The organism is Streptomyces yamdrokensis, from assembly GCF_053890455.1.
In genome coordinates, this window is record NZ_CM132679.1 from 1,661,786 (window position 1) to 1,683,028 (window position 21,243).

The 21,243-nt window shown below is 72.4% G+C and carries 21 protein-coding genes; 12 read left to right on the top strand and 9 right to left on the bottom strand.

Features of this window, described 5'->3' with window-relative positions; all coding sequences use genetic code 11:
• Nucleotides 1-64 precede the first annotated feature (64 nt).
• Genes cobM through cobC form a run of 6 tightly spaced genes read left to right on the top strand, consistent with a single transcriptional unit; the run spans nucleotide 65 to nucleotide 6,430 of the window.
• Entirely contained in the window at nucleotides 65-883 is an 819-nt protein-coding gene (gene cobM / locus ACWZEH_RS06820) for a precorrin-4 C(11)-methyltransferase (RefSeq protein WP_456196533.1), read from the top strand.
• Nucleotides 880-2,151, top strand: a complete 1,272-nt coding sequence (gene cbiE / locus ACWZEH_RS06825) for a precorrin-6y C5,15-methyltransferase (decarboxylating) subunit CbiE (protein ID WP_456196535.1) — start codon at nucleotides 880-882, stop codon at nucleotides 2,149-2,151. The genes cobM and cbiE overlap by 4 nt, the downstream gene beginning before the upstream one ends.
• Nucleotides 2,148-3,872: a precorrin-3B C(17)-methyltransferase gene (gene cobJ, locus ACWZEH_RS06830; protein WP_456196536.1), complete on the top strand. Its 1,725-nt coding sequence runs from the start codon at nucleotides 2,148-2,150 to the stop codon at nucleotides 3,870-3,872. The genes cbiE and cobJ overlap by 4 nt, the downstream gene beginning before the upstream one ends.
• Nucleotides 3,869-4,459 (top strand): precorrin-8X methylmutase, encoded by a 591-nt coding sequence (locus tag ACWZEH_RS06835; RefSeq protein ID WP_456196538.1) that lies wholly within the window; start codon nucleotides 3,869-3,871, stop codon nucleotides 4,457-4,459. The genes cobJ and ACWZEH_RS06835 overlap by 4 nt, the downstream gene beginning before the upstream one ends.
• Nucleotides 4,456-5,364 carry a sirohydrochlorin chelatase gene (locus ACWZEH_RS06840; RefSeq protein WP_456196540.1) on the top strand — a complete coding sequence of 303 codons (909 nt, stop codon included), beginning with the start codon at nucleotides 4,456-4,458 and terminating at the stop codon, nucleotides 5,362-5,364. Before ACWZEH_RS06835 ends, ACWZEH_RS06840 begins: the two co-directional genes overlap by 4 nt.
• Nucleotides 5,330-6,430 (top strand): Rv2231c family histidinol phosphate aminotransferase CobC, encoded by a 1,101-nt coding sequence (gene cobC / locus ACWZEH_RS06845; RefSeq protein ID WP_456196542.1) that lies wholly within the window; start codon nucleotides 5,330-5,332, stop codon nucleotides 6,428-6,430. The genes ACWZEH_RS06840 and cobC overlap by 35 nt, the downstream gene beginning before the upstream one ends.
• A gap of 23 nt (nucleotides 6,431-6,453) precedes the next feature.
• Here cobC and ACWZEH_RS06850 read toward each other — a convergent pair whose 3' ends face one another.
• The 4 genes from ACWZEH_RS06850 to ACWZEH_RS06865 are packed head-to-tail and all read right to left on the bottom strand — an operon-like array spanning nucleotide 6,454 to nucleotide 10,122.
• Nucleotides 6,454-7,551 (bottom strand): amidohydrolase family protein, encoded by a 1,098-nt coding sequence (locus tag ACWZEH_RS06850; RefSeq protein WP_456196543.1) that lies wholly within the window; start codon nucleotides 7,549-7,551, stop codon nucleotides 6,454-6,456.
• 21 nt (nucleotides 7,552-7,572) lie between these two features.
• Nucleotides 7,573-8,433 (bottom strand): amino acid ABC transporter ATP-binding protein, encoded by an 861-nt coding sequence (locus ACWZEH_RS06855; RefSeq protein WP_456196545.1) that lies wholly within the window; start codon nucleotides 8,431-8,433, stop codon nucleotides 7,573-7,575.
• Nucleotides 8,430-9,263: an amino acid ABC transporter permease gene (locus ACWZEH_RS06860; protein ID WP_456196547.1), complete on the bottom strand. Its 834-nt coding sequence runs from the start codon at nucleotides 9,261-9,263 to the stop codon at nucleotides 8,430-8,432. Before ACWZEH_RS06860 ends, ACWZEH_RS06855 begins: the two co-directional genes overlap by 4 nt.
• A gap of 4 nt (nucleotides 9,264-9,267) precedes the next feature.
• A complete protein-coding gene (locus ACWZEH_RS06865; protein ID WP_456196548.1) occupies nucleotides 9,268-10,122 on the bottom strand; it encodes a transporter substrate-binding domain-containing protein in 855 nt (284 codons plus the stop codon).
• Nucleotides 10,123-10,353: 231 nt separating this feature from the next.
• On the opposite strand from ACWZEH_RS06865, the gene ACWZEH_RS06870 reads away from it, so the two are divergent.
• The 5 genes from ACWZEH_RS06870 to thpD all read left to right on the top strand — a co-directional run bounded on the left by ACWZEH_RS06870 (nucleotide 10,354) and on the right by thpD (nucleotide 15,207).
• Nucleotides 10,354-11,487, top strand: coding sequence for a pyridoxal-phosphate-dependent aminotransferase family protein (locus ACWZEH_RS06870; RefSeq protein WP_456196550.1), 1,134 nt, complete (start codon nucleotides 10,354-10,356; stop codon nucleotides 11,485-11,487).
• A 364-nt stretch (nucleotides 11,488-11,851) separates the two neighbouring features.
• Nucleotides 11,852-12,358 (top strand): diaminobutyrate acetyltransferase, encoded by a 507-nt coding sequence (ectA, locus tag ACWZEH_RS06875; protein WP_456196552.1) that lies wholly within the window; start codon nucleotides 11,852-11,854, stop codon nucleotides 12,356-12,358.
• 90 nt (nucleotides 12,359-12,448) lie between these two features.
• Entirely contained in the window at nucleotides 12,449-13,720 is a 1,272-nt protein-coding gene (gene ectB / locus ACWZEH_RS06880) for a diaminobutyrate--2-oxoglutarate transaminase (RefSeq protein WP_456196553.1), read from the top strand.
• Nucleotides 13,721-13,890: 170 nt separating this feature from the next.
• Nucleotides 13,891-14,289 (top strand): ectoine synthase, encoded by a 399-nt coding sequence (locus ACWZEH_RS06885; protein WP_257849715.1) that lies wholly within the window; start codon nucleotides 13,891-13,893, stop codon nucleotides 14,287-14,289.
• Nucleotides 14,290-14,295: 6 nt separating this feature from the next.
• Nucleotides 14,296-15,207 carry an ectoine hydroxylase gene (gene thpD / locus ACWZEH_RS06890; protein WP_456196555.1) on the top strand — a complete coding sequence of 304 codons (912 nt, stop codon included), beginning with the start codon at nucleotides 14,296-14,298 and terminating at the stop codon, nucleotides 15,205-15,207.
• 128 nt (nucleotides 15,208-15,335) lie between these two features.
• On the opposite strand, the gene ACWZEH_RS06895 is transcribed toward thpD, so the two are convergent.
• The 5 genes from ACWZEH_RS06895 to ACWZEH_RS06915 all read right to left on the bottom strand — a co-directional run bounded on the left by ACWZEH_RS06895 (nucleotide 15,336) and on the right by ACWZEH_RS06915 (nucleotide 20,318).
• The gene (locus tag ACWZEH_RS06895; RefSeq protein WP_456196557.1) at nucleotides 15,336-16,388 is read right to left on the bottom strand and encodes an aminotransferase class V-fold PLP-dependent enzyme; all 1,053 of its coding nucleotides are present in this window, start codon (nucleotides 16,386-16,388) and stop codon (nucleotides 15,336-15,338) included.
• Between the two features lie 150 nt (nucleotides 16,389-16,538).
• Nucleotides 16,539-17,249, bottom strand: a complete 711-nt coding sequence (locus tag ACWZEH_RS06900) for a DsbA family oxidoreductase (RefSeq protein ID WP_456196559.1) — start codon at nucleotides 17,247-17,249, stop codon at nucleotides 16,539-16,541.
• 75 nt (nucleotides 17,250-17,324) lie between these two features.
• On the bottom strand, nucleotides 17,325-17,843 hold the full coding sequence (locus tag ACWZEH_RS06905; RefSeq protein WP_456196561.1) for a GNAT family N-acetyltransferase: 519 nt from the start codon (nucleotides 17,841-17,843) through the stop codon (nucleotides 17,325-17,327).
• Between the two features lie 59 nt (nucleotides 17,844-17,902).
• Nucleotides 17,903-18,511, bottom strand: a complete 609-nt coding sequence (locus tag ACWZEH_RS06910) for a DUF1349 domain-containing protein (RefSeq protein WP_456196563.1) — start codon at nucleotides 18,509-18,511, stop codon at nucleotides 17,903-17,905.
• A gap of 277 nt (nucleotides 18,512-18,788) precedes the next feature.
• Complete coding sequence (locus ACWZEH_RS06915; protein WP_456196565.1) at nucleotides 18,789-20,318, bottom strand: aldehyde dehydrogenase (NADP(+)); 1,530 nt, start codon at nucleotides 20,316-20,318, stop codon at nucleotides 18,789-18,791.
• 150 nt (nucleotides 20,319-20,468) lie between these two features.
• Between ACWZEH_RS06915 and ACWZEH_RS06920 the strand changes: the two genes are divergently transcribed.
• A complete protein-coding gene (locus tag ACWZEH_RS06920; protein ID WP_456196567.1) occupies nucleotides 20,469-21,242 on the top strand; it encodes an IclR family transcriptional regulator in 774 nt (257 codons plus the stop codon).
• Nucleotide 21,243 lies beyond the last annotated feature (1 nt).

Below are 21,243 nucleotides of genomic sequence, written 5' to 3' on the forward strand. Positions count from 1 at the left end.
AGGAACCGCAGGAACCGCAGGAACCGCAGGAACCGCAGGAACCGCAGGAGAGGATCGTTTCCCCATGGCCGATGCCCCTACCGGCAAGGTGACCTTCGTCGGTGCCGGCCCCGGTGCCGCCGATCTGCTGACGTTGCGCGCCGCGCGCGTGATCGCCGAGGCCGATGTCGTGATCTGGGCCGCCAGCCTGGTCCAGGCGGAGGTCCTCGACCACGCGCGGGAGGGCGCCGAGATCCTGGACTCGGCGACGATGTCCCTGGAGGACGTCGTGGCCGTGTACGAGCGGGCCCTCGCCCGGGGGCTGAGGGTGGCCAGGATCCACTCCGGTGACCCCGCGCTGTGGGGCGGCACGCAGGAGCAGCTCGACCGGTGTGCCGAGCTGGGCATCGCGACCGAGATCGTGCCCGGTGTGTCGTCCTTCTCGGCCGTCGCGGCGCTCGCGCAGCGGGAGCTGACCATTCCCGAGGTGGCGCAGTCCGTGGTGCTGACCCGGCTGGGCGGCGGCAAGACGCCGATGCCGCCCGGTGAGGAGGTCCGTGAGTTCGCGCGGCACGGCACCACCATGGCGGTCTTCCTGTCTGCGGCGCGCAGCGGCCAGCTGGTGCGGGAGCTGCTGGAGGGCGGCTACCCGACCGGTACGCCGGTCGTCGTCGCGTACCAGGCGACCTGGCCGGAGGAGCTGGTCGTGAAGTGCACGATCGGCACGCTGGAGGAGACGGTCAAGGAGCACAAGCTCTGGAAGCACACCCTGTTCCTGGTCGGGCCGGCGCTCGACGCGAGCGGCACCCGCTCGCACCTGTATCACCCCGGTCACTTCCACGGTTACCGCAAGGCCGATCCGGAGGCCCGCAGGGCGTTGCGCAGCAAGGGCGCGAGCACGTGATCACCGTCGTGGGCGCCGGGACCGGGGCGCCGGTGGACGGGGCCGCCCTCGCCGGGGCGGAGCTGGTCGTGGGCGGGCGGCGGCATCTGGACGCCGTACGGCTGCCCGAGGGGGCCGAGCGGGTCGTCCTCGGGCCGCTGGCACCGGCGCTGGAGACCGTGGGGAAGTACGTCGCCGAGGAGCGTCGGGTCGTCGTGCTGGCGTCCGGGGACCCCGGGTTCCTGGGGATCGTGCGGGCGCTGGCCGAGCGGTTCGGTCCGGCGCTGCTGGACGTGCGGCCGGGTGTCTCCTCCGTGGCCGCCGCCTTCGCGCGGATCGGGCTGCCCTGGGACGACGCGGTCGTGGTCAGCGCGCACGGCAGGGACCCGCGTACGGCGGTGAATCTGTGCCGCGCGCATCCGAAGGTCGCCGTGCTGACCGGGCCGGGCGCCGGACCGGCGGAGCTGGGGGCCGCGCTGGCCCGGCACTCCCCGGGCCGCGTTCTGGTCGTCGCCTCCTCGCTGGGCGATCCAAAGCGTGAGCGGATGGAGCGGATCACACCCGCCCGGGCGGCGGCGCGGGACTGGGGGAACGCGGTGAGTGTCGTGCTGTGCCTGGACGAGCAGCGGGCCCTCGGTCCGGTGCGGACCGTCGCGGGCGGGGTCGCCGGCCGGTCCGGCGGCTGGGCGCTGGAGGAGACCGCGTTCGCCCACCGCGACTCGATGATCACCAAGTTCGAGGTGCGGGCGCTGGCGCTGGCCCGGCTCGGGCCGCGCCCGGGCGAGTCGGTGTGGGACGTCGGCGCGGGTTCGGGCTCCGTTGCCGTGGAGTGCGCCCGGCTGGGCGCCGCCGTCACCGCGGTGGAGAAGACCGCGGACGGGGCGGGGCGGATCCGCGCCAACGCCCTCGCGCACGGGGTGGACGTACGCGTGGTGCACGGGGCGGCGCCGACCGTGCTGTCCGATCTCGACGATCCCGACGCGGTGTTCGTCGGCGGGGGCGGGCGGGACCTGTCCGTCGTCGTCACCGCGTGCGCGCGGCGGGCACGGCGCACGGTCGTCGTCGCCCTGGCCGCCCTGGACCGGGTACCGGCTGTGCGTGAGGCGCTGACCGGGGCCGGGTTCACCTGCGACGGGGTGCTGCTGCAGTCGTCGCGTCTGGCTCCGCTGCCCGGGGACGTGACCCGGCTGGCGGCGGCCAATCCCGTCTTCCTGCTGTGGGGCGTACGGCCTCCGGCGGCTGCCGGCGACGGTTTCGACGGCATCGACAGAGAAGGAGTCGCACAGTGATCGGCCTCATTTCCGCCACCGCGGCGGGAGCCGCCGCGCGGGACCGGCTGGCCGCCGCGTGGCCGGACCGTACGCGTGTGTACGAGGGTCCCGTCGGGGACGCCGTACGGGCGGCGTTCGCGCAGTGCGAGCGGATCGTGTGCTTCCTGGCCACGGGCGCCGTGGTGCGGCTGGTGGCACCGCTGCTGGAGGACAAGACGAGCGACCCTGGCGTGGTGTGCGTCGACGAGGCGGGCCGGTTCGCGGTGTCGCTGGTGGGCGGGCACGGCGGCGGGGCGAACGAGCTCGCGCGCGAGGTCGCCGGGGTGCTGGGCGCCGAGCCGGTGGTGACCACGGCGACCGATGCCGTGGGGCTGGCCGGCCTGGACACCCTGGGCCTGCCGGTGGAGGGCGACGTGGCCGCCGTCTCGCGCGCCCTGCTGGACGGCGAGGCGGTGGCGCTGCGCGCCGACGTGACCTGGCCGCTGCCGCCGCTGCCGCTCGCCGGCGAGGGGGCGTACACGGTCCGGCTCACGGACCGTGTGGTCGGGCCCCGCGCAGGAGAGGTCGTCCTCCGGCCGCCGACCCTCGTCGTCGGGGTCGGTGCCTCCAAGGGCGCACCGGCCGACGAGGTGCTCGCGCTGGTCGAGGGCGCGCTGCGCGACGCCGGGCTGTCGGCCGCGTCGCTCGCCCGCCTGGCCACCGTGGACGCGAAGGCCGGGGAGCCCGGCATCGTGGAGACGGCCCGGCTGCTCGAGGTGCCGCTGGTGACGTACGCCGCCGAGGAGCTGGCGCGCGTCGACGTGCCGAACCCCTCCGACGCGCCGCTCGCCGCCGTCGGCACCCCGTCGGTGGCGGAGGCCGCCGCGCTGGCGGGCGGGGGCGAACTCCTCGTACCCAAGCGCAGGTCGGAGCGCGGGGACGGGCGGCCCGCGATGGCGACCTGTGCCGTCGTGCGGCGGCCGGGGCGCGGGCGGCTCGCGGTGGTCGGCCTCGGGCCGGGCGCCCGGGACCTGCTCACCCCGCGCGCGAAGGCGGAACTGCGGGGCGCGTCCGTGCTGGTGGGCCTCGACCAGTACGTCGACCAGATCCGCGATCTGCTGCGGCCCGGCACCCGGGTCCTGGAGTCGGGGCTCGGTGCGGAGGAGGAGCGGGCGCGCACGGCCGTCGAACAGGCCCGCCGGGGGCAGGCGGTCGCGCTGATCGGCAGCGGGGACGCGGGCGTGTACGCCATGGCCTCGCCTGCGCTCGCCGAGGCGTCCGACGACATCGACGTGGTCGGCGTGCCCGGTGTGACGGCGGCGCTGGCGGCCGGGGCGATCCTCGGCGCGCCGCTGGGCCACGACCATGTGTCGATCAGCCTGTCCGATCTGCACACGCCGTGGGAGGTCATCGAACGGCGGGTGCGGGCCTCGGCCGAGGCGGACCTCGTCGTGACGTTCTACAACCCGCGCAGCCGGGGCCGTGACTGGCAGCTGCCCAAGGCCCTCGCGATCCTCGCGGAGCACCGGCGGCCGACCACCCCGGTCGGTGTCGTGCGGAACGCCTCGCGGCCGGACGGGTCGAGCCTGCTGACGACGCTGGCCGCGCTGGACCCGGCGACCGTCGACATGATGACGGTGGTGACCGTGGGCAACACGGCGACCCGCGAGGTCGCGGGCCGGATGGTCACCCCGCGCGGCTACCGCTGGCAGGCGGCATCGACGAGCGGCTCCGCCGCGGACCGGGAGGAGTCCCGGTGAACCGTGTCGTCCACCCCATCGAGCGGGAGTCCTTCCGGCGGCTGCGCTCCCGCCTGGACACCTCGCACTTCCCGCCGCTGACCCGGGCGGTCGTCGAGCGGGTCGTCCACTCGGCGGCCGACCTGGACTACGCGTCCGATCTCGTCATGGACGAGGCCGAGCTGGTGACGGCCCATGCCTCGCTGCACGCCGGGGCGCCGGTCGTCGTGGACGTGGAGATGGTCGCGGCGGGGATCACCCGCCGCGAGACCGTGTGCCGGCTCGGGGACGCCGGGTCAGAGCCCGGTCTGACGCGTTCCGCGCACGCGGTGCGTCTGGCGTACGACGAGGTGGGGCCCGGTGCCCTGTGGGTGATCGGCTGTGCGCCGACCGCCCTCGAGGAGCTGCTGGCCCTGGACGCCTCGCCCGCGCTCGTCATCGGGCTGCCCGTCGGTTTCGTCGGAGCGGCCGAGTCCAAGGCCGCGTTGCGCGAGAGCGGACTGCCCGCCGTGAGCAACGTGTCCGAGAAGGGCGGTTCGGCGGTCGCCGCCGCCGCGCTCAACGCCCTTTTGTACCACCCCACTTCGCCTGAGGAGAACGACCTGTGACCACACCGCCCGCGCTGCTCATAGCCGGCCACGGCACCCGGGACGACGCCGGAGCACAGGCGTTCCGGGACTTCGTACGGGAGCTGGGGCGCCGGAACCCTGGACTGCCCGTCGCCGGCGGCTTCATCGAGCTGTCCCCGCCACCGCTGGGCGAGGCCGTCGCCGAGCTGGTGGAGCGGGGCGTACGACGGTTCGCGGCGGTTCCGCTGATGCTGGTGTCCGCCGGACACGCCAAGGGCGACATTCCGGCGGCGCTGGCCCGCGAGAAGGAACGCCACCCCGGCCTCTCCTACACGTACGGCCGTCCGCTGGGCCCGCACCCGGCCCTGCTGAGCGTGCTGGAGCGGCGGCTGGCTCAGGCGGTGGATCCCTCCTGGGACCCCGCCGGGGTGACCGTACTGCTGGTGGGGCGCGGTTCCACGGACCCGGACGCCAACGCCGAGGTGTTCAAGGCGGCGCGGCTGCTGTGGGAGGGGCGCGGGTACGGGGCCGTGGAGACGGCGTTCGTGTCGCTGGCCGCGCCGGACGTGCCGGCCGGGCTGGAGCGGTGCGTGCGGCTCGGCGCCCGGCGGATCGTGGTCCTGCCGTACTTCCTGTTCACCGGCATCCTGCCGGACCGGGTACGGCGGCAGACGGAGGACTGGGCGGCGGCGCACCCAAAGACACAGGTGCGGTCGGCGGACGTCATCGGTCCCGAGCCGGAGCTGCTGGACCTGGTGATGGAGCGGTACGCGGAGGCGGTGAAGGGCGACCTGCGGATGAACTGCGACAGCTGCGTGTACCGGATCGCGCTGCCGGGCTTCGAGGACAAGGTGGGAATGCCGCAGCAACCCCACTTCCACCCGGACGACGACGGCCACCATCACGGTCATGACCACGGCCACACGCACTCCCGTGCGCACTGACCCCGCCGCCCCCAGGGCCGGTGCGCACGACCTGCGGCATCACGGGGACGCCGAGGTCCGCGACGACGGCGCCTCGTTGGTCGACCTCGCCGTGAACGTCCGCCCGGGTACTCCCCCGGCGTGGCTGCGCGAGCACATCGCCGGGTCGCTGGCCGGCCTCGCCGCCTACCCGGACGGGCGGGCGGCGCGGGCCGCGGTGGCGGCGCGGCACGGGCTGCCGGCGGAGCGGGTGCTGCTGACGGCGGGGGCGGCGGAGGCGTTCGTGCTGCTGGCGCGGGCGCTGCAGGTGCGCCGGCCGGTGGTGGTGCATCCGCAGTTCACGGAGCCGGAGGCGGCGCTGCGGGACGCGGGGCACACGGTCGGCCGGGTGCTGCTGCGGGAGGAGGACGGTTTCCGGCTGGATCCCGGCGCGGTTCCCGAGGCCGCGGACCTGGTGGTGATCGGCAACCCGACGAATCCGACGTCCGTCCTGCACCCGGCCGCCGCCGTCGCCCGGCTCGCCCGGCCCGGGCGGATCCTGGTCGTGGACGAGGCGTTCCTGGACGCGGTGCCGGGTGAGCGGGAGGCTCTGGCCGGCCGGACGGACGTGCCGGGGCTGGTGGTGCTGCGCAGCCTCACCAAGACGTGGGGCCTGGCGGGGTTGCGCATCGGGTATGTGCTGGCCGGGCCGGAGACGGTCGAGCGGCTGACGCGGGCGCAGCCGTTGTGGCCGGTGTCCACGCCCGCGCTGGCCGCGGCGCAGGCGTGCGTCGGGCCCAGGGCCCTGGCGGAGGCGGACGGGGCGGCCCGCCGCATCACCGCGGACCGCTCCCGTCTCCTCGCCGGGCTCGGGGAGTTCGCCGACCGCGGGGTACGGGTCGTGGAGGGCGCCGAAGGCCCCTTCGTCCTCCTGCGGCTCCCGCACGCGGCGGCCGTACGGGAGCGCCTGCGCGCCCTCGGCTTCGCGGTACGACGCGGGGACACGTTCCCGGGCCTCGACGAACACTGGCTGCGCGTCGCGGTACGCGACCGAGCGACGACGGACGCGTTCCTGAAGGCCCTGGACCGGGCCCTGGACACGATCTGACCCGAGGCCGGGCCGCGCCCGTCCTACGCGACCACACGCCCGTTCAGCACCACCCTGCGCGGGTCCGCCAGCACCCGTACGTCCGCGCGCGGGTCAAAGGCGTAGACGACGAGGTCGGCCGGGGCCCCCTCGTCCAGCGCGGGGCGTCCGAGCCAGGCGCGGGCCGCCCAGGTGCCGGCCGCGAGGGCTTCGACGGGCGGGATGCCGGCGGCGACGAGTTCGGCGACCTCGGCCGCCGCGAGGCCGTGCTGGAGAGTGCCGCCCGCGTCCGTACCGACGAAGACGGGAATGCCGGCGTCGTAGGCGGAGCGCACGGTGTCGTAGCGGCGCTCGTGGAGCCGGCGCATATGGGCCGACCAGCGCGGGAACCGGGACTCGCCGCCGTCGGCGAGGCCCGGGAAGGTGGCGATGTTGACGAGGGTCGGGACGATCGCCACGCCCCGTTCGGCGAACAGCGGGATGGTGTCGTCGGTCAGGCCCGTCGCGTGCTCGACACAGTCGATGCCGGCCTCGACCAGGTCCCGCAGGGAGTCCTCGGCGAAGCAGTGCGCGGTGACCCGGGCACCCAGCCGGTGCGCCTCGGCGATCGCCGCCTCGACGGCGCCGCGCGGCCAGCAGGCCGACAGGTCGCCGAGGTCGCGGTCGATCCAGTCGCCGACGAGCTTCACCCAGCCGTCGCCGCGCCGGGCCTCCCGGGCGACGTACGCGACGAGGTCCTCGGGTTCGACCTCCCAGGCGTAGTCCCTGATGTAGCGGCGGGTGCGGGCGATGTGCCGGCCGGCCCGGACGATCTTCGGAAGGTCGTCCCGGTCGTCGATCCAGCGGGTGTCGGAAGGCGATCCCGCGTCCCGCAGCAGCAGGGCCCCGGCGTCGCGGTCGGTGAGCGCCTGCTTCTCGGCGACGTCCTCGGGCACCGCGCCGTGCCGGTCGAGGCCCACGTGGCAGTGGGCGTCGACCAGCCCGGGCAGCACCCAGCCCTCGACGGCCGTCACGTCACGGGCGCCGGCGGGGCGGTCGTAGGAGATCCGGCCGTCGACCACCCACAGCTCGTCGCGGACCTGGTCCTCGTCCGGTCCGACGAGGACCCGCCCCTTCACGTGCAGCACCGCGCGTTCGCTCATGCCCAGCACTGTAGTGAGCCGCTACACGGACCTGCCGGTCCGGTCGGAGGTCTCCTCCTCCACGTCCGCCATGGCGGGGTCGAGGAGCCGGGAGAGGAAGTGCCGGGTGCGTTCGTGCCGTGGGGCGCCGATGACGTCCTCGGGAGCGCCGTCCTCGACGATCACCCCGCCGTCCATGAAGACGACCCGGTCGGCGACCTCACGGGCGAAGGTCATCTCGTGGGTGACGACCATCATCGTCATGCCCTCGTCGGCGAGCATCCGCATCACCGCCAGGACGTCGCCGACCAGCTCGGGGTCGAGCGCCGAGGTCGGCTCGTCGAACAGCATCACCTCGGGCCCCATCGCCAGCGCGCGGGCGATGGCGACGCGCTGCTGCTGGCCGCCGGAGAGGGAGGACGGGTAGGCGTCCGCCTTCTCCGCGAGGCCGACCCGTTCCAGGTTCGCGGCGGCGGTCCGGGCGGCCTCCGCCTTGCCCCGCCTCAGTACCCGGCGCTGCGGCAGGGTGAGGTTCTCGGTGACGGTGAGGTGCGGGAACAGGTTGAACTGCTGGAAGACCATGCCGATCCGGCGGCGGGCGGCGTCGATGTCGACGTCCGGGTCGGTGAGTTCCGTACCGCCGACGTACACCCGGCCCCTGGTGGGCTCCTCGAGCAGGTTCACGCACCGGAGCAGGGTCGACTTGCCCGAGCCGGACGGCCCGATCACGCAGACGACCTCGCCCCGGCGGATCTCCAGGTCGATGCCGCGCAGCACCTCGTTGCTGCCGAACGACTTGTGCAGCCCGCTGACCAGGATCTCCGGGTTCCCGGGCCGGCTCCCCGGCTGTTCGCCGGGCTGCTCATCCGGCTGCCTGTCCGGCTGCTTGTCCGGTCGGCTCATTTGACGGCCTCCTGGGCCTTGGCCTCCATACGGCGTACGACGAAGCCGAGCGGGATGGTGATCAACAGGTAGCACAGGCCGGCGACCAGGATCGGCGTGGAGTTGGCGGTCTGGCTGGCCAGGTCGCGGCCGTACTTGGACAGTTCGCGCTCCTCCAGGGTGACGCCGAGGAACAGCACCAGCGAGGAGTCCTTGAAGAGCAGGACGAGTTCGTTGGTGAGCGGCGGCAGGATGATCCGGAACGCCTGCGGGATGATGATCGAGACCATGGCCCGCGCGGGTGAGAAGCCCAGCGAACGGGCCGCCTCCATCTGCCCCTTGGGCACCGCCTGGATACCCGCGCGGATCGTCTCGGCCATGTAGGCGGCGGCCACCAGGCCGAGCGCGAGGGCGACCTTTCCGTAGGTGCCGCCGATGATCTCGGTGCCCGGGAAGGCGAGCGGCACGGCCACGCCGATGAAGATGAAGATCAGCAGGGCGGGCAGGCCGCGGAAGATCTCGATGTAGATGCCCGCCAGCCAGCGGTACGGGCCGACCGACGACAGCCGCATCAGCGCGACGACCATGCCGAGGGCCAGCCCGACGGCGAAGCCGGTCACCGTGTAGAGCACGGTGTTCTTCAGCGCCAGGGTGATGATCTCCGGGAACATCCGCTCGGCGATGTCGGCCTGCGCGAACTGGTTCTGCAGCCGGCCCCAGTCCGCCGAGGCCGCGAAGAGGATCACGGCGGCGACGAAGACGACGTACTGGGCGCCGCGCGACAGCCGGCGCTTCTGGCTCCGGGTCAGGCCCTTCTTCCTCAGCTCCGGGGGCACCTTCGTGTCGGTCATCGGATCAGGAGGCGGCCGGCGAGGCGGCGGACTCGTCGTACGGGCCGATCCACCGCTCGTACAGCTCCTTGTACGTGCCGTCCTCCTTGGCGTCCGAGAGCGCCTTGTTGACGGCCTCCTGCAGCGCGGTGTTGCCCTTCTTCATCGTGAAGCCGTACTGCTCGCCGGTGTCGAGGTTGTCGACGACCTCGTAGGCGTCGGCGGTGGCCTTGTCCTTGAGCCAGCCCTGGACCACCGGGAAGTCGATGACGACGGCCTTCACCTGGCCGGTGCGCAGGCCGTTGAGGACAGCGTCGGAGGACTCGAAGGAGACCGGGTCGAAGCCCTCCCCCTTGACGTAGTCCTCGCCGGTGGTCTGCGCCTGGGCGCCGAGCTTGACGTTCTTCGACTTCACGTCGGCGAGCGAGGTGACGCCGGCCGACTTGTCGACGAGGACGGCCTGGGTGGCGTTGAAGTACGGGTCCGAGAAGTCGACGTTCTTCTTGCGCTCGTCGGTGATGGTCATACCGGCTGCGGCCAGGTCGCACTCACCGGAGTTGAGGAAGGCGCCGGTCTTGAAGTTCTCGAACGGCGTGTCGAGGATCTCCTGCTTCACTTCCAGGTCCTCGGCGACCAGGTCGACCAGCGCCACGTCGAAGCCCTGCACCTTGCCGTCGATCTCCGACTGGAAGGGCGGGTACGGGAGGTGGGTGCAGGTGGTGAGCTGCCCCGCCTCGGCGAGTTCGACACCGCCGGCCACGGTCCTGGAGGCGCCGCCGTCCCCGTCGTCGGTGGAGGTGCAGGCGGTCAGGAGCACCAGCCCGGCCGTCGCGGTGGTGGCGGCCAGAACGCGGGTCCTGCGGCCGAGGAGCGTCTTCACTGAGGCCTCCTGGTAGGGAACATGATGAGGTTCTGATTATAAGGAGAAGTTTGGGTTCCTCAAACCAAACCGATGGCTGTGATGCCGTCCGACCTAAGAACCGGACGTCGGACCGGGCCCCCGGATGCCGGACCGGGCCCCCCGGAGGGCCGGATACGCTCGACTCCGTCGAACCCGTCGAACCCGTCGAACCCGTCGGCCCTGTAAAGCCGTGATCTGGAGAGCAGCACAGTGAGCACCCACCCCTTCCTCGGTCTGGCCCCGCTGAGCGCCGCACACTTCGCCTCGATCGAGGACGGCGTGGCGCGGCTGCTGGACACCACGCAGGACGTCGTGATCATGCAGGGTGAGGCACTGCTGCCGCTGGAGGGCGCGATCCGCGCGGCCGCCGGGCCCGGCACGACCGCGCTGAACGTCGTCACGGGCCCGTACGGGCAGACCTTCGGCGACTGGCTGCGGGACTGCGGCGCCACGGTGATCGATCTGGCGGTGCCGTTCCACACGGCGGTGACGGCCGGGCGGATCCGTGAGGCCTTCGCCGCGTACCCGGAGATCGACTTCGTCTCCCTGGTGCACGCGGAGGCGGCGACCGGCAACACCAACCCGGTCGCGGAGATCGGCGAGGCGGTGCGGGCGCACGGGGCGCTGTTCTACCTGGACGCGGTGGCGTCGATCGGGGCGGAGCCGGTACTCCCGGACGCGTGGGGTGTGGACCTGTGCGTGATCGGGGCACAGAAGGCGATGGGCGGCCCGGCCGGCGTGTCGGCGGTGTCGGTGAGCGGGCGGGCGTGGGCCCGGATGGCGGCGAACCCGCGGGCGCCGCGCCACTCGTACCTGTCCCTGCTGGACTGGAAGCAGCGCTGGATCGACGGGGGCCGCACGGCGTTGCCGCACGCGCCTGCGCAGTTGGAGATGCTGGCGCTGGAGGCGTGCGTGGAGCGCATCGAGGCCGTGGGCCTGGATGCGGTGACGGCACGGCACGCGGCGGCCGCGGCGGCGGCCCGGGCGGGGGCGCTCGCACTGGGCGGCGGCCTGGAGCCGTACGTCCACGACGCGGCCCAGGCGGCCCCGGTCGCCACGACCCTGCGGGCCCCGTCGGGCTCGGTGGCCGCCGAGCTGGTGGCCCGCGCCCTGGCCGTGGACCCGGCGCTGCCACTGGCGGCGGGGGGCGGAACGCTGGCCAACGAGATGATCCGCGTCAACCACTACGGCCCCGACGCCACCCGGGGCGCGGTCCGGGCGAGCCTGACGGCCCTGGGGACGGCGCTGGCGGAGCAGGGCCTGACGGTGGATGTGCCCGGGGCCCTGCGGGCCGCCGACAACGGCTGGCGCCGACCGGAGTCCGGGCGGTCGGCGGGCGAGTAACCGGAGGATGAATTCCATGGGATTATCAGAAGCCCTCGGGGGCATTCTTCTCCACTATTCTCCCGCTTATTTCAATATTACCTTCCAGGGCAGCTTCCCATCCTCTCCTGCCCGCTTTCCTGAAACCTAAACACATCGATTCGGGCGGGCGGGGAGTGGCGCATCCCGATCGCCCTCACGGGAGTTACACACTTGTGATCGATTCCACAAGGTGTCCGTTTCACGGCTTTAATCCCACTCGAAACGGGACATCTCGCCGGACTTCCGCTTGCGCCTTCACGCCCGCGCGATAACATAGACGAGTCGCTCAGGTAACCCCGGCAGCCGATGCAATTTCGCATTCACCTGGGTAAGTTCAATTCACATGACTGCCGCACAAGCAGACCCGCAAATCGACCGCCCCGCCCTGGCGGACGGAGCCGCGCTGTGGCGGATAGCAAGGGACTCGAAAACCCTCGACCTGAACTCGTCGTACAGCTATCTCCTGTGGTGCCGGGACTTCGCCGCCACATCCGCCGTCGCGCGTGACGCCGGCGGGGAGCCGGTCGGCTTCGTCACCGGCTACGTACGGCCGGACAGCCCGCACACCCTGCTCGTCTGGCAGGTCGCGGTGGACGAGACGCACCGCGGCCGTGGCCTGGCCGCCGCTCTGCTCGACGGTCTGGTCGCACGGACCACCGCGGAACACGGAGTGACCACTGTGGAGACCACCATCGCACCGGGGAACACCGCTTCCGAGCGCCTGTTCACCGCGTTCGCCGAGCGCCACGGGGCCCGGCTGGAGCGCGAGGTGCTGTTCGAGTCGGAGCAGTTCCCCGACGGACCGCACGACCCCGAGGTCCTGTACCGCATCGGTCCCCTCTCCCCCTGACCACCGGCCCCACGCGTACGCGCCCGTGCGCCACTCCGCCGCCCCCCGACTCCCTCTCTGACCTCCCAAGCCACCGAGGAGCGATTCGTCGTGACCATCACCCAGCCCGATCTGAGCGTCTTCGAGACCCTCGAGTCCGAGGTACGCAGCTACTGCCGCGGCTGGCCCACCGTGTTCGACCGCGCGCACGGCAGCCGTATGTATGACGAGGACGGCCACGAGTACCTCGACTTCTTCGCCGGAGCCGGATCACTCAACTACGGCCACAACAACCCCGTACTGAAACGGGCACTGATCGACTACCTGGAGCGGGACGGCGTCACGCACGGGCTCGACATGTCGACCACCGCCAAACGCGCGTTCCTGGAGTCCTTCCAGAACTGGATCCTGCGCCCGCGCGACCTGCCGTACAAGGTCATGTTCCCGGGCCCGACCGGCACCAACGCCGTGGAGTCGGCGCTGAAGCTGGCCCGGAAGGTGAAGGGCCGCGAGGCGATCGTCTCGTTCACCAACGCCTTCCACGGCATGTCGCTGGGCTCGCTCGCCGTGACCGGCAACGCCTTCAAGCGCGCCGGTGCGGGCATTCCGCTGGTGCACGGCACGCCGATGCCGTTCGACAACTACTTCGACGGCCAGATCCCCGACTTCCTGTGGTTCGAGCGGCTCCTGGAGGACCAGGGATCCGGCCTCAACAAGCCCGCCGCCGTGATCGTCGAGACGGTGCAGGGCGAGGGCGGCATCAACGTCGCCCGGCCCGAGTGGCTGCGCGCCCTGGCCGAGCTGTGCGAACGCCAGGACATGCTGCTGATCGTCGACGACATCCAGATGGGCTGCGGCCGCACCGGTGCCTTCTTCTCCTTCGAGGAGGCCGGCATCACGCCCGACATCGTCACGGTGTCCAAGTCGATCAGCGGCTACGGCCTGCCGATGTCGCTGTGCCTGTTCAAGCCCGAGCTGGACGTCTGGGAGCCGGGCGAGCACAACGGCACCTTCCGCGGCAACAACCCGGCCTTCGTCACGGCGACCGCCGCCCTGGAGGCCTACTGGGCCGACGGATCGGCGATGGAGAAGCAGACCCGTGCCCGCGGCGAGCAGGTCGAGCAGGCGATGGCCGCCATCGCCGAGGAGAACCCCGCCGACGTGAAGGAGTACCGCGGTCGCGGCCTCGTGTGGGGCATGGAGTTCCACGACAAGACTCGGGCCGGGCGCATCGCCGCGCGCGCCTTCGAGCTCGGGCTGCTGATCGAGACGTCCGGTCCGGAGAGCGAGGTCGTCAAGCTGCTTCCGGCCCTGACCATCACCCCGGAGGAGCTGGACGAGGGGCTGACCACGCTGGCCCGCGCCGTCCGCGAGACCGCCTGACCCCGTCCAAAGCGTCCGGACCGCCGGAATGATCCGGCCGATCCGGGCCACCCGAACCAGGGTGACCACCTGAATCGTCTGCTGAACCGTCCGGGTCCCGGGCCTCGGCCCGGGACCCGGACGGCCCGCAGGCAGTACCAGCACCACCACCGAGGAGGCATCGCAGCACCGTGATTGTCCGTTCCTTCAAGGAGATCGAGGGTACCGACCGGCACGTGAAGTCCGCGTCCGGTACCTGGGAGAGCAAGCGCATCGTCCTCGCCAAGGAGAACGTGGGCTTCTCCCTGCACGAGACCATCCTGTACACCGGTACGGAGACATCGATGTGGTACGCGAACCACATCGAGGCCGTCGTCTGTGTGGAAGGTGAGGCAGAACTCACCGACCATGACTCCGGGCTGACGCACACGATCACGCCCGGAACGATGTACCTCCTCGACGGGCACGAGAAGCACACGCTGCGGGTGAAGAAGGACTTCCGCTGCCTCTGCGTCTTCAACCCGCCCGTCACCGGACGGGAGGACCACGACGAGAACGGCGTATACCCGCTGCTCACCGAGGAGGTGTGAGGTTCCATGACCACCGCGACCACCAGCACCCAGACGCACGTACCCGACCTCTATCCCACCCGGGGCAACGCCGAGGTGCTCACCCCTCGGCAGGACCCGGTCGTCTGGGGCGCCCCCGACGCCCCCGGCCCGATCGCTCCGGCCGACCTCGGGTCGTTCGAGCGTGACGGCTTCCTCGCCATCGATCAGCTGATCACCGACGACGAGGTCACCGTCTACCGGGACGAACTGAACCGGCTGGTCTCCGACCCGGCGATCCGGGCCGACGACCGGTCGATCGTCGAGCCGCAGTCCAAGGAGATCCGGTCGGTCTTCGAGGTCCACCGGATCAGCGAGGTGTTCGCGCGGCTCGTGCGCGACGAACGCGTCGTCGGCCGGGCCCGGCAGATCCTCGGCTCCGACGTCTACGTCCACCAGTCACGGATCAACGTCAAGCCGGGCTTCGGGGCCAGTGGCTTCTACTGGCACTCGGACTTCGAGACCTGGCACGCCGAGGACGGTCTGCCGCGGATGCGGACGGTCTCCGTGTCGATCGCGCTCACCGAGAACTTCGACACCAACGGCGGACTCATGATCATGCCGGGGTCGCACAAGACGTTCCTCGGGTGCGCGGGGGCCACGCCGAAGGACAACTACAAGAAGTCGCTGCAGATGCAGGACGCGGGCACGCCCTCCGACGAGGGGCTGACCTCGCTGGCGTCCGAGCACGGCATCAAGCTGTTCACCGGCAAGGCCGGCTCGGCGACCTGGTTCGACTGCAACTGCATGCACGGTTCCGGGGACAACATCACGCCGTTCCCGCGCAGCAACGTGTTCATCGTGTTCAACAGCGTCGACAACACGGCCGTGGAGCCGTTCGCGGCGCCGGTCCGGCGGCCCGACTACATCGGGGCCCGGGACTTCACTGCGGTGAGGTGAGCACACCGGCGTGAACGCGCCGGCGAGACCACGACTGCGGGCCGGGCCTCCTCGTGTGGGACGGGAGGCACCGGCCCGCTGCCGTGTCCGTGGACATGGACACAGACGCGGACGCGGACACGGACGGCTCAGCCGGGCAGGGCCTCCAGCAGCCGGTCCACGTCCGCCGGGGTGTTGTAGAGGTGGAAGGACGCCCGCAGATGGCCGGCCCGGTCGGACAGGACCAGGCCCGCCCTGCTCAACTCCGGCTGGAGACGGCCCAGTCCCGGCACGGACACGATGGCCGAACCGGGCGAGGGCACGGGCTCGTGGCCCCGCTCGACGAGCCCCGCGCGAAAGCGGTCGGCGAGGGCGACATCGTGGGTGTGGACGGCGTCCACCCCGATCTCCTCGACGAGTTCGAGTGAGGCCCGCAGCCCCGCGTAGGTGAGGAGGGCGGGGCTCACGTCGAACCGTCGGGCGGAGTGGGCCAGTTCGGCGACAGGTCCGTAGCAGCTGTCCCAGGGCTTCTCCGCCGCGGTCCACCCTGCCTGTACGGGGGTCAGGTCGCCGAAGTCCTCCGGTACGGTCAGGAAGGCTCCGCCGTGCGGGCCCAGCAGCCACTTGTGGACGATGGCGACGGAGTAGTCGAAGGCACCGGCGTCGACCGGCAGCCAGCCGATCGCCTGGGAGAGGTCGACGTAGGTGCGCGCTCCGTGTTCCCGGGCCGCCTCGCGCAGCGCGCGCAGATCGGCGATCGTGCCGTCGGCGGACTGCACGGCGCTGGTGGCGACGAGCGCGGTCTGCGGGCCGACGGACTCGGCGATCCGCTCCAGCGGCACGGCCCGCACCTTGAGGTCGCCGCGGACGTGGAACGGGTTGAGCACCGACGCGAAGTCGTTCTCGACGGTGATCACCTCGGCGCCCGGCGGCAGTGAGGCCGCGATCAGCCCGGTGTACAGGGCGACCGTGGCCCCGGCCGCCACCCGCTCGACGGGGACGCCGGCCAGCCGGGCGTAGGCGGCCCGGCTCGCCTCGACGTCGTCGTACAGCGGATCCAGCGGGCCGCCCTCGGCCCTCAGCCGCACGGCGCCCTCGAGGGCGGTCACGGTGCGGGCGGGCAGGAGAGCGCTGGCGGCGGTGTTCAGGAAGGTGTTCTTCGGGGTGAACTCGGCACGGACGAGATGCTCGAAGGTCTCCATGCGACCACTCTGCGGTGCCAGGGTCTCCCCGTCCATTGACTTGTTTTGTGCGAAACCGCGAAGGAACCCTTATGAGTACGCCCTGACCTGGGAGGACGAATGAAGACAGGGGTGCGGTGGGCGCGGATCGGCGGTGTGGGCACGGCCGGTTCAGGTCTGCGGCACCGCGCAGCCGTCGGGACCGCAGGCCTGCGCGTCGCCCTCGACGGTCCTCAGCGGCGCCCGCTCGCCCCAGGCCCGGGTCAGCGCCTGGGTGAACACCTCGGCGGGCTGGGCGCCGGAGACGCCGTACGCACGGTCGAGGACGAAGAAGGGCACGCCCCGCGCGCCGAGTTCCGCGGCCTCCCGCTGGTCCTCGCGCACCTCGGCGGCGTACGCCTCGGGGTCTGCGAGGACCGCGCGGGCGGCATCGGTGTCCAGGCCGGCGGCGGTGGCGAGTTCGAGGAGGCGGTCGTCGTCACCGAACACGGACCGCTCCTCGGCGAAGTTCGCCGTGTAGAGCAGGTCGAGCAGCTCCACCTGGCGGCCCTCCTCGCGGGCGAAGTGGAGCAGGCGGTGCATGTCGAAGGTGCCGCCGTGGTCACGGCCCCGGGTGCGGTACGGCAGCCCCTCGGCGGCGGCCTGGGCACCCAGGTTGTCCTCGCCGGCCTCGGCCTGCGCCCGGCTCATGCCGTACTTCGCGGTGAGCATCGAGAGCACGGGCTGGATGTCGTCCTTGGCCCGGCCCGGGTCCAGCTCGAAGGAGCGGTGCACCACCTCGACGTCGTCGCGGTGCGGGAAGGCGCTGAGCGCCTTCCCGAAGCGGGCCTTGCCCACGTAGCACCAGGGGCAGGCGATGTCCGACCAGATCTCGACACGCATCGTTTCGGCACTCTCCCAGTCGTACGGGCGCGGGGACTCCCTCCGCCGACTGCATGAACGTTCAACCAGTGCGGTTCATTCCCCGGGGTGGTTCCCGGGCACGGCGAAGCGCAGGTACAGGTGGTGGTCGTCGGGGGCGGGCGGATGCGCCGGGTCGGGGGTCCAGCCCAGGCGGGTGTAGAAGCCCTGGGCCCGGTGGTTGTCGATGTGCACGTCGAGTACGGCGGCGTGCAGGCCGCTCGCCCGCCACTCCTGGACGCAGGCGGCGTGCAGGGCCGTGCCGGTCCCGGTGCGCCAGTGGCCGGGGTCCACGTGGAACTGGAACAGCTTGACCGTGCCGGCGGGAGCCTTTGGCGGGGTGCGGAAGGAGGCGAGGCCGGCCAGGTGTCCGTGCCGTACCGCGCACAGCACCCGCCCGTCGGGGCGCGCGATCGCCTCCCGCCAGACGGCCGGCCAGTCGGTGCCGTCGCCGGGTACGCCGTCCGGGTAGTACGTGGAGCGGGCCCGCAGGTGCAGCGCGGCGATGTCCGCGGCCTCGGCCGCCAGGGCGGTCCTGATCACCAGGGAGTCCGCGGTCCGGTGAGGTCTGCTCATGCGGCTCAGGACGTGCGTGGGCGGGGGGCGGTTCCCCGCCCCCCGCGGGCGCCCGGCCCTCAGCTGCCGTCGCGCAGGTCCTGCGGCCAGTTCGGCCGGAACTCGATGTGGTCGTAGGTGACCACGCAGCCCTCGCCCATCGGGGACTGGGTCATGAAGCCGACGAGGGCGGCTCCCGTCTCCTTCTCCGCGTCGAGGGTGAACAGGCGCACGAAGGTCCAGTGCTCGCCGTCGCGGGAGGCGTGGAACGCGAAGGCGCGGCCGGTGCGGCTGACCCGCAGCCAGGCGGAACTTCCTTCCACCGTGAAGGAGTTGGCGTCGTCGGAGTGGCCGCGGGTGACGACCGTGCAGATGGTGGGCACGTCCGGGGAGTACTCCAGGCACAGCTTGGCCCAGTCGCGCTCGCCGGTGTGGACGTAGAGGACCCCGGCGTCGAACGCGGCGGCGAAGCCGACGGTGACGCGGGCGATCAGCTGGAAGTCGCCCTCGGGGGCGCCCAGCAGTCGGGGCGCGTCGGCGGCGGGGTCCAGGGCCTCCCCGGTGGGCGGTACGAAGCGGTCCTGGCGCGCTCCGGCCCAGCCGGTGAGGACGCCGTTCTCGTGGGACCAGTGCCCGTCAGGGCCGTAGGTGCGCAGGGGGAACGGCAGTTCGGGAAGCTTTATGTCCATGGGGGGGAGTCTCGCAGGTTCACCCCGCGCCAGGACCTGTCCGGCGGATCGGGCCGGAGGCAACCGGCCGCATCTGTCCAGCCGGGGTGAGCGGGGGCTGGTGCGTGCGGCTGCGGGGCGGAGAAGACGGTCGCCACGACGGGGGCCCTGCTCGAAGAGCTCGGGGAAGTGCGGGCCGGGGCCCCGCCTCCTCGGCATGATCCCGCCGGACGGGCCATGAGGGGCCCGCCCGGCACGATCCGCCGGGCGGGCCCCTCGAGTCCGCCTGCCGTACGCGTCAGCGCTCCAGTCGGCCGTTGAACCGGCGCGGCAGCCCTTGCGGGTTGTCGTCGCGCAGTTCCGGCGGCAGGAGGGCCTCGGGACTGTTCTGGTAGGCGACGGGACGCAGCCAGCGCTCGATGGCGGTGCCGCCGACCGAGGTGGAGGTGGAGGTCGTCGCCGGGTAGGGGCCTCCGTGGTGCTGGGCCGGGGCGACCGCGACACCGGTCGGCCAGGCGTTGACGAGCACCCGGCCGGCGAGCGGGGTCAGTTCGCCGAGGATCTCCGCGCCCCGCCCCTGGCCCGCGCCCTCCTCCTCGGAGAGGTGGACGGTGGCGGTGAGGTTGCCGGGGAGGCGGGTCAGGACGGAACGGACCTCGGTGTCGTCCTCGTAGCGGACCAGGACGGTGACCGGGCCGAAGCACTCCTCCAGGAGCAGGTCGTGCTCGCCCTCCGTGGCGAGCCTGCTCGCCGGGACGGTGAGGAAGCCGGCGCTGACGGTGTGCTCGCCGCCCGCGCCCGGCGTCACCGGGGACTCCACGTCGGGCAGCTGGGCCCGCTCGGCGACCCCGGCGACGAAGTTGTCACGCATGCGGTGGTCGAGCAGGACACCGGCGTCGGTGTCGCTGACGGCGTCGGTCAGGGACTTGACCAGGCGGTCGCCGGCCTCGCCCGCCGGGGCGAGGACGAGCCCCGGCTTCACGCAGAACTGGCCGACGCCGAGCGTCATCGACCCGGCGAGCCCGGCGCCGATCGCCTCGGCGCGCTCGGCGGCGGCGGCCTCCGTGACGAGGACCGGGTTCAGGGAGCCCAGCTCGCCGTGGAACGGGATGGGGACCGGGCGGGCGGCCGCCGCGTCGAAGAGGGCCCGGCCGCCGCGTACCGAGCCGGTGAAGCCGGCCGCCGCGACCAGCGGGTGCCGGACCAGCTCGACGCCGGCCTCGAAGCCGTGCACCAGGCCGAGCACGCCCTCGGGGATGCCGTGCACGGTTGCCGCCCGGCGCAGCACCCTGGCGACCAGCTCGGACAGGCCGGGGTGGTCGGGGTGGGCCTTGACGACCACGGGGCAGCCGGCCGCGAGGGCGCTCGCGGTGTCGCCGCCGGGGACGGAGAAGGCGAAGGGGAAGTTGGAGGCCGAGTAGACGGCGACGACGCCCAGCGGGACCTTGTAGCGGCGCAGGTCCGGGACGGGCGGGGTCGCGGTGTCGTCGGGGTGGTTGACGACGACGTCGAGGAAGGCGCCCTCGTCGACGATGTCGGCGAAGGCCCGCAACTGGTAGCAGGTGCGGGCGAGTTCGCCGGTGAGGCGGACCGGTCCGAGAGCGGTCTCGGCGTCGGCGACCTCGACGAGCGTGTCCTTGGCCGCCTCGAGTTCGTCGGCGGCCGAGCGCAGGAAGGCCGAGCGGACGGTGCGGTCCGCCAGCGCGCCCCGTGCCTCGTGGGCGGCCCGGACGGTGGCGTCCACCTCCTGGGCCGTGGCCTCCACCGCAACCTGTTCCCGCTGCTTCCCGGTTCGGGGGTCGACACTCCAGACTGGTGCTGCTGCCACCGCGAGTCCTTCCGCTTGACTGCCGCTTGCAATGCCGCAGTATGTACGTCGTCCACCAGGAGTGTTCGATATACTGAACGCTGTCTCTGATGATGAATGGGCTGTTGGAGACTATAACTTCAGCTTCTCGTCGAACGAAGGGTCAAGGGCATGTCGGCTGGCGAGACGGGCGGCGGCGCGCAGGTCAAGTCCGCGGTGCGGACCGTTGAACTGCTCGAGTACTTCGCCGGGCGCCCCGGCATGCATTCCCTTGCGGCGGTCCAGGAGGCAGTCGGTTACCCCAAGTCGAGTCTCTACATGCTGCTGCGCACCCTTGTCGACCTCGGCTGGGTGGAGACGGACTCGACGGGCACGCGGTACGGCATCGGCGTGCGGGCGCTGCTCGTGGGCACGTCGTACATCGACGGGGACGAGGTCGTGGCGGCGGCCCGGCCCACGCTGGACCGGCTGTCGGACGACACCACGGAGACGATCCACCTCGCCCGGCTCGACGGCACCAACGTGGTGTACCTGGCCACCCGGCAGTCGCAGCACTATCTGCGCCCGTTCACCCGGGTCGGCCGCAGGCTGCCCGCGCACTCGACGTCGCTCGGCAAGGCGCTGCTGAGCACGTACACGGACGAGCAGGTGCGCAGGATGCTCCCGCAGACGCTGCCCGCCCTCACCGAGCACACGATCACCGACCGGGAGAAGCTCATCGAGGAGCTGCACCAGGTGCGGGAGCAGGGCATAGCGGTGGACCGCGAGGAGAACACACTGGGGCTGCGCTGCTTCGGTGCGGCGATCCCCTACCGCACCCCCGCGCGGGACGCGATCAGCTGCTCGGTGCCGGTCGCCCGGCTCACCCCCGCGCACGAGCAGATGGTCAAGGACGCGTTGTTCGACGCGCGCGACCGGCTGACGCTGGCCACCCGCAGGCTCTGAC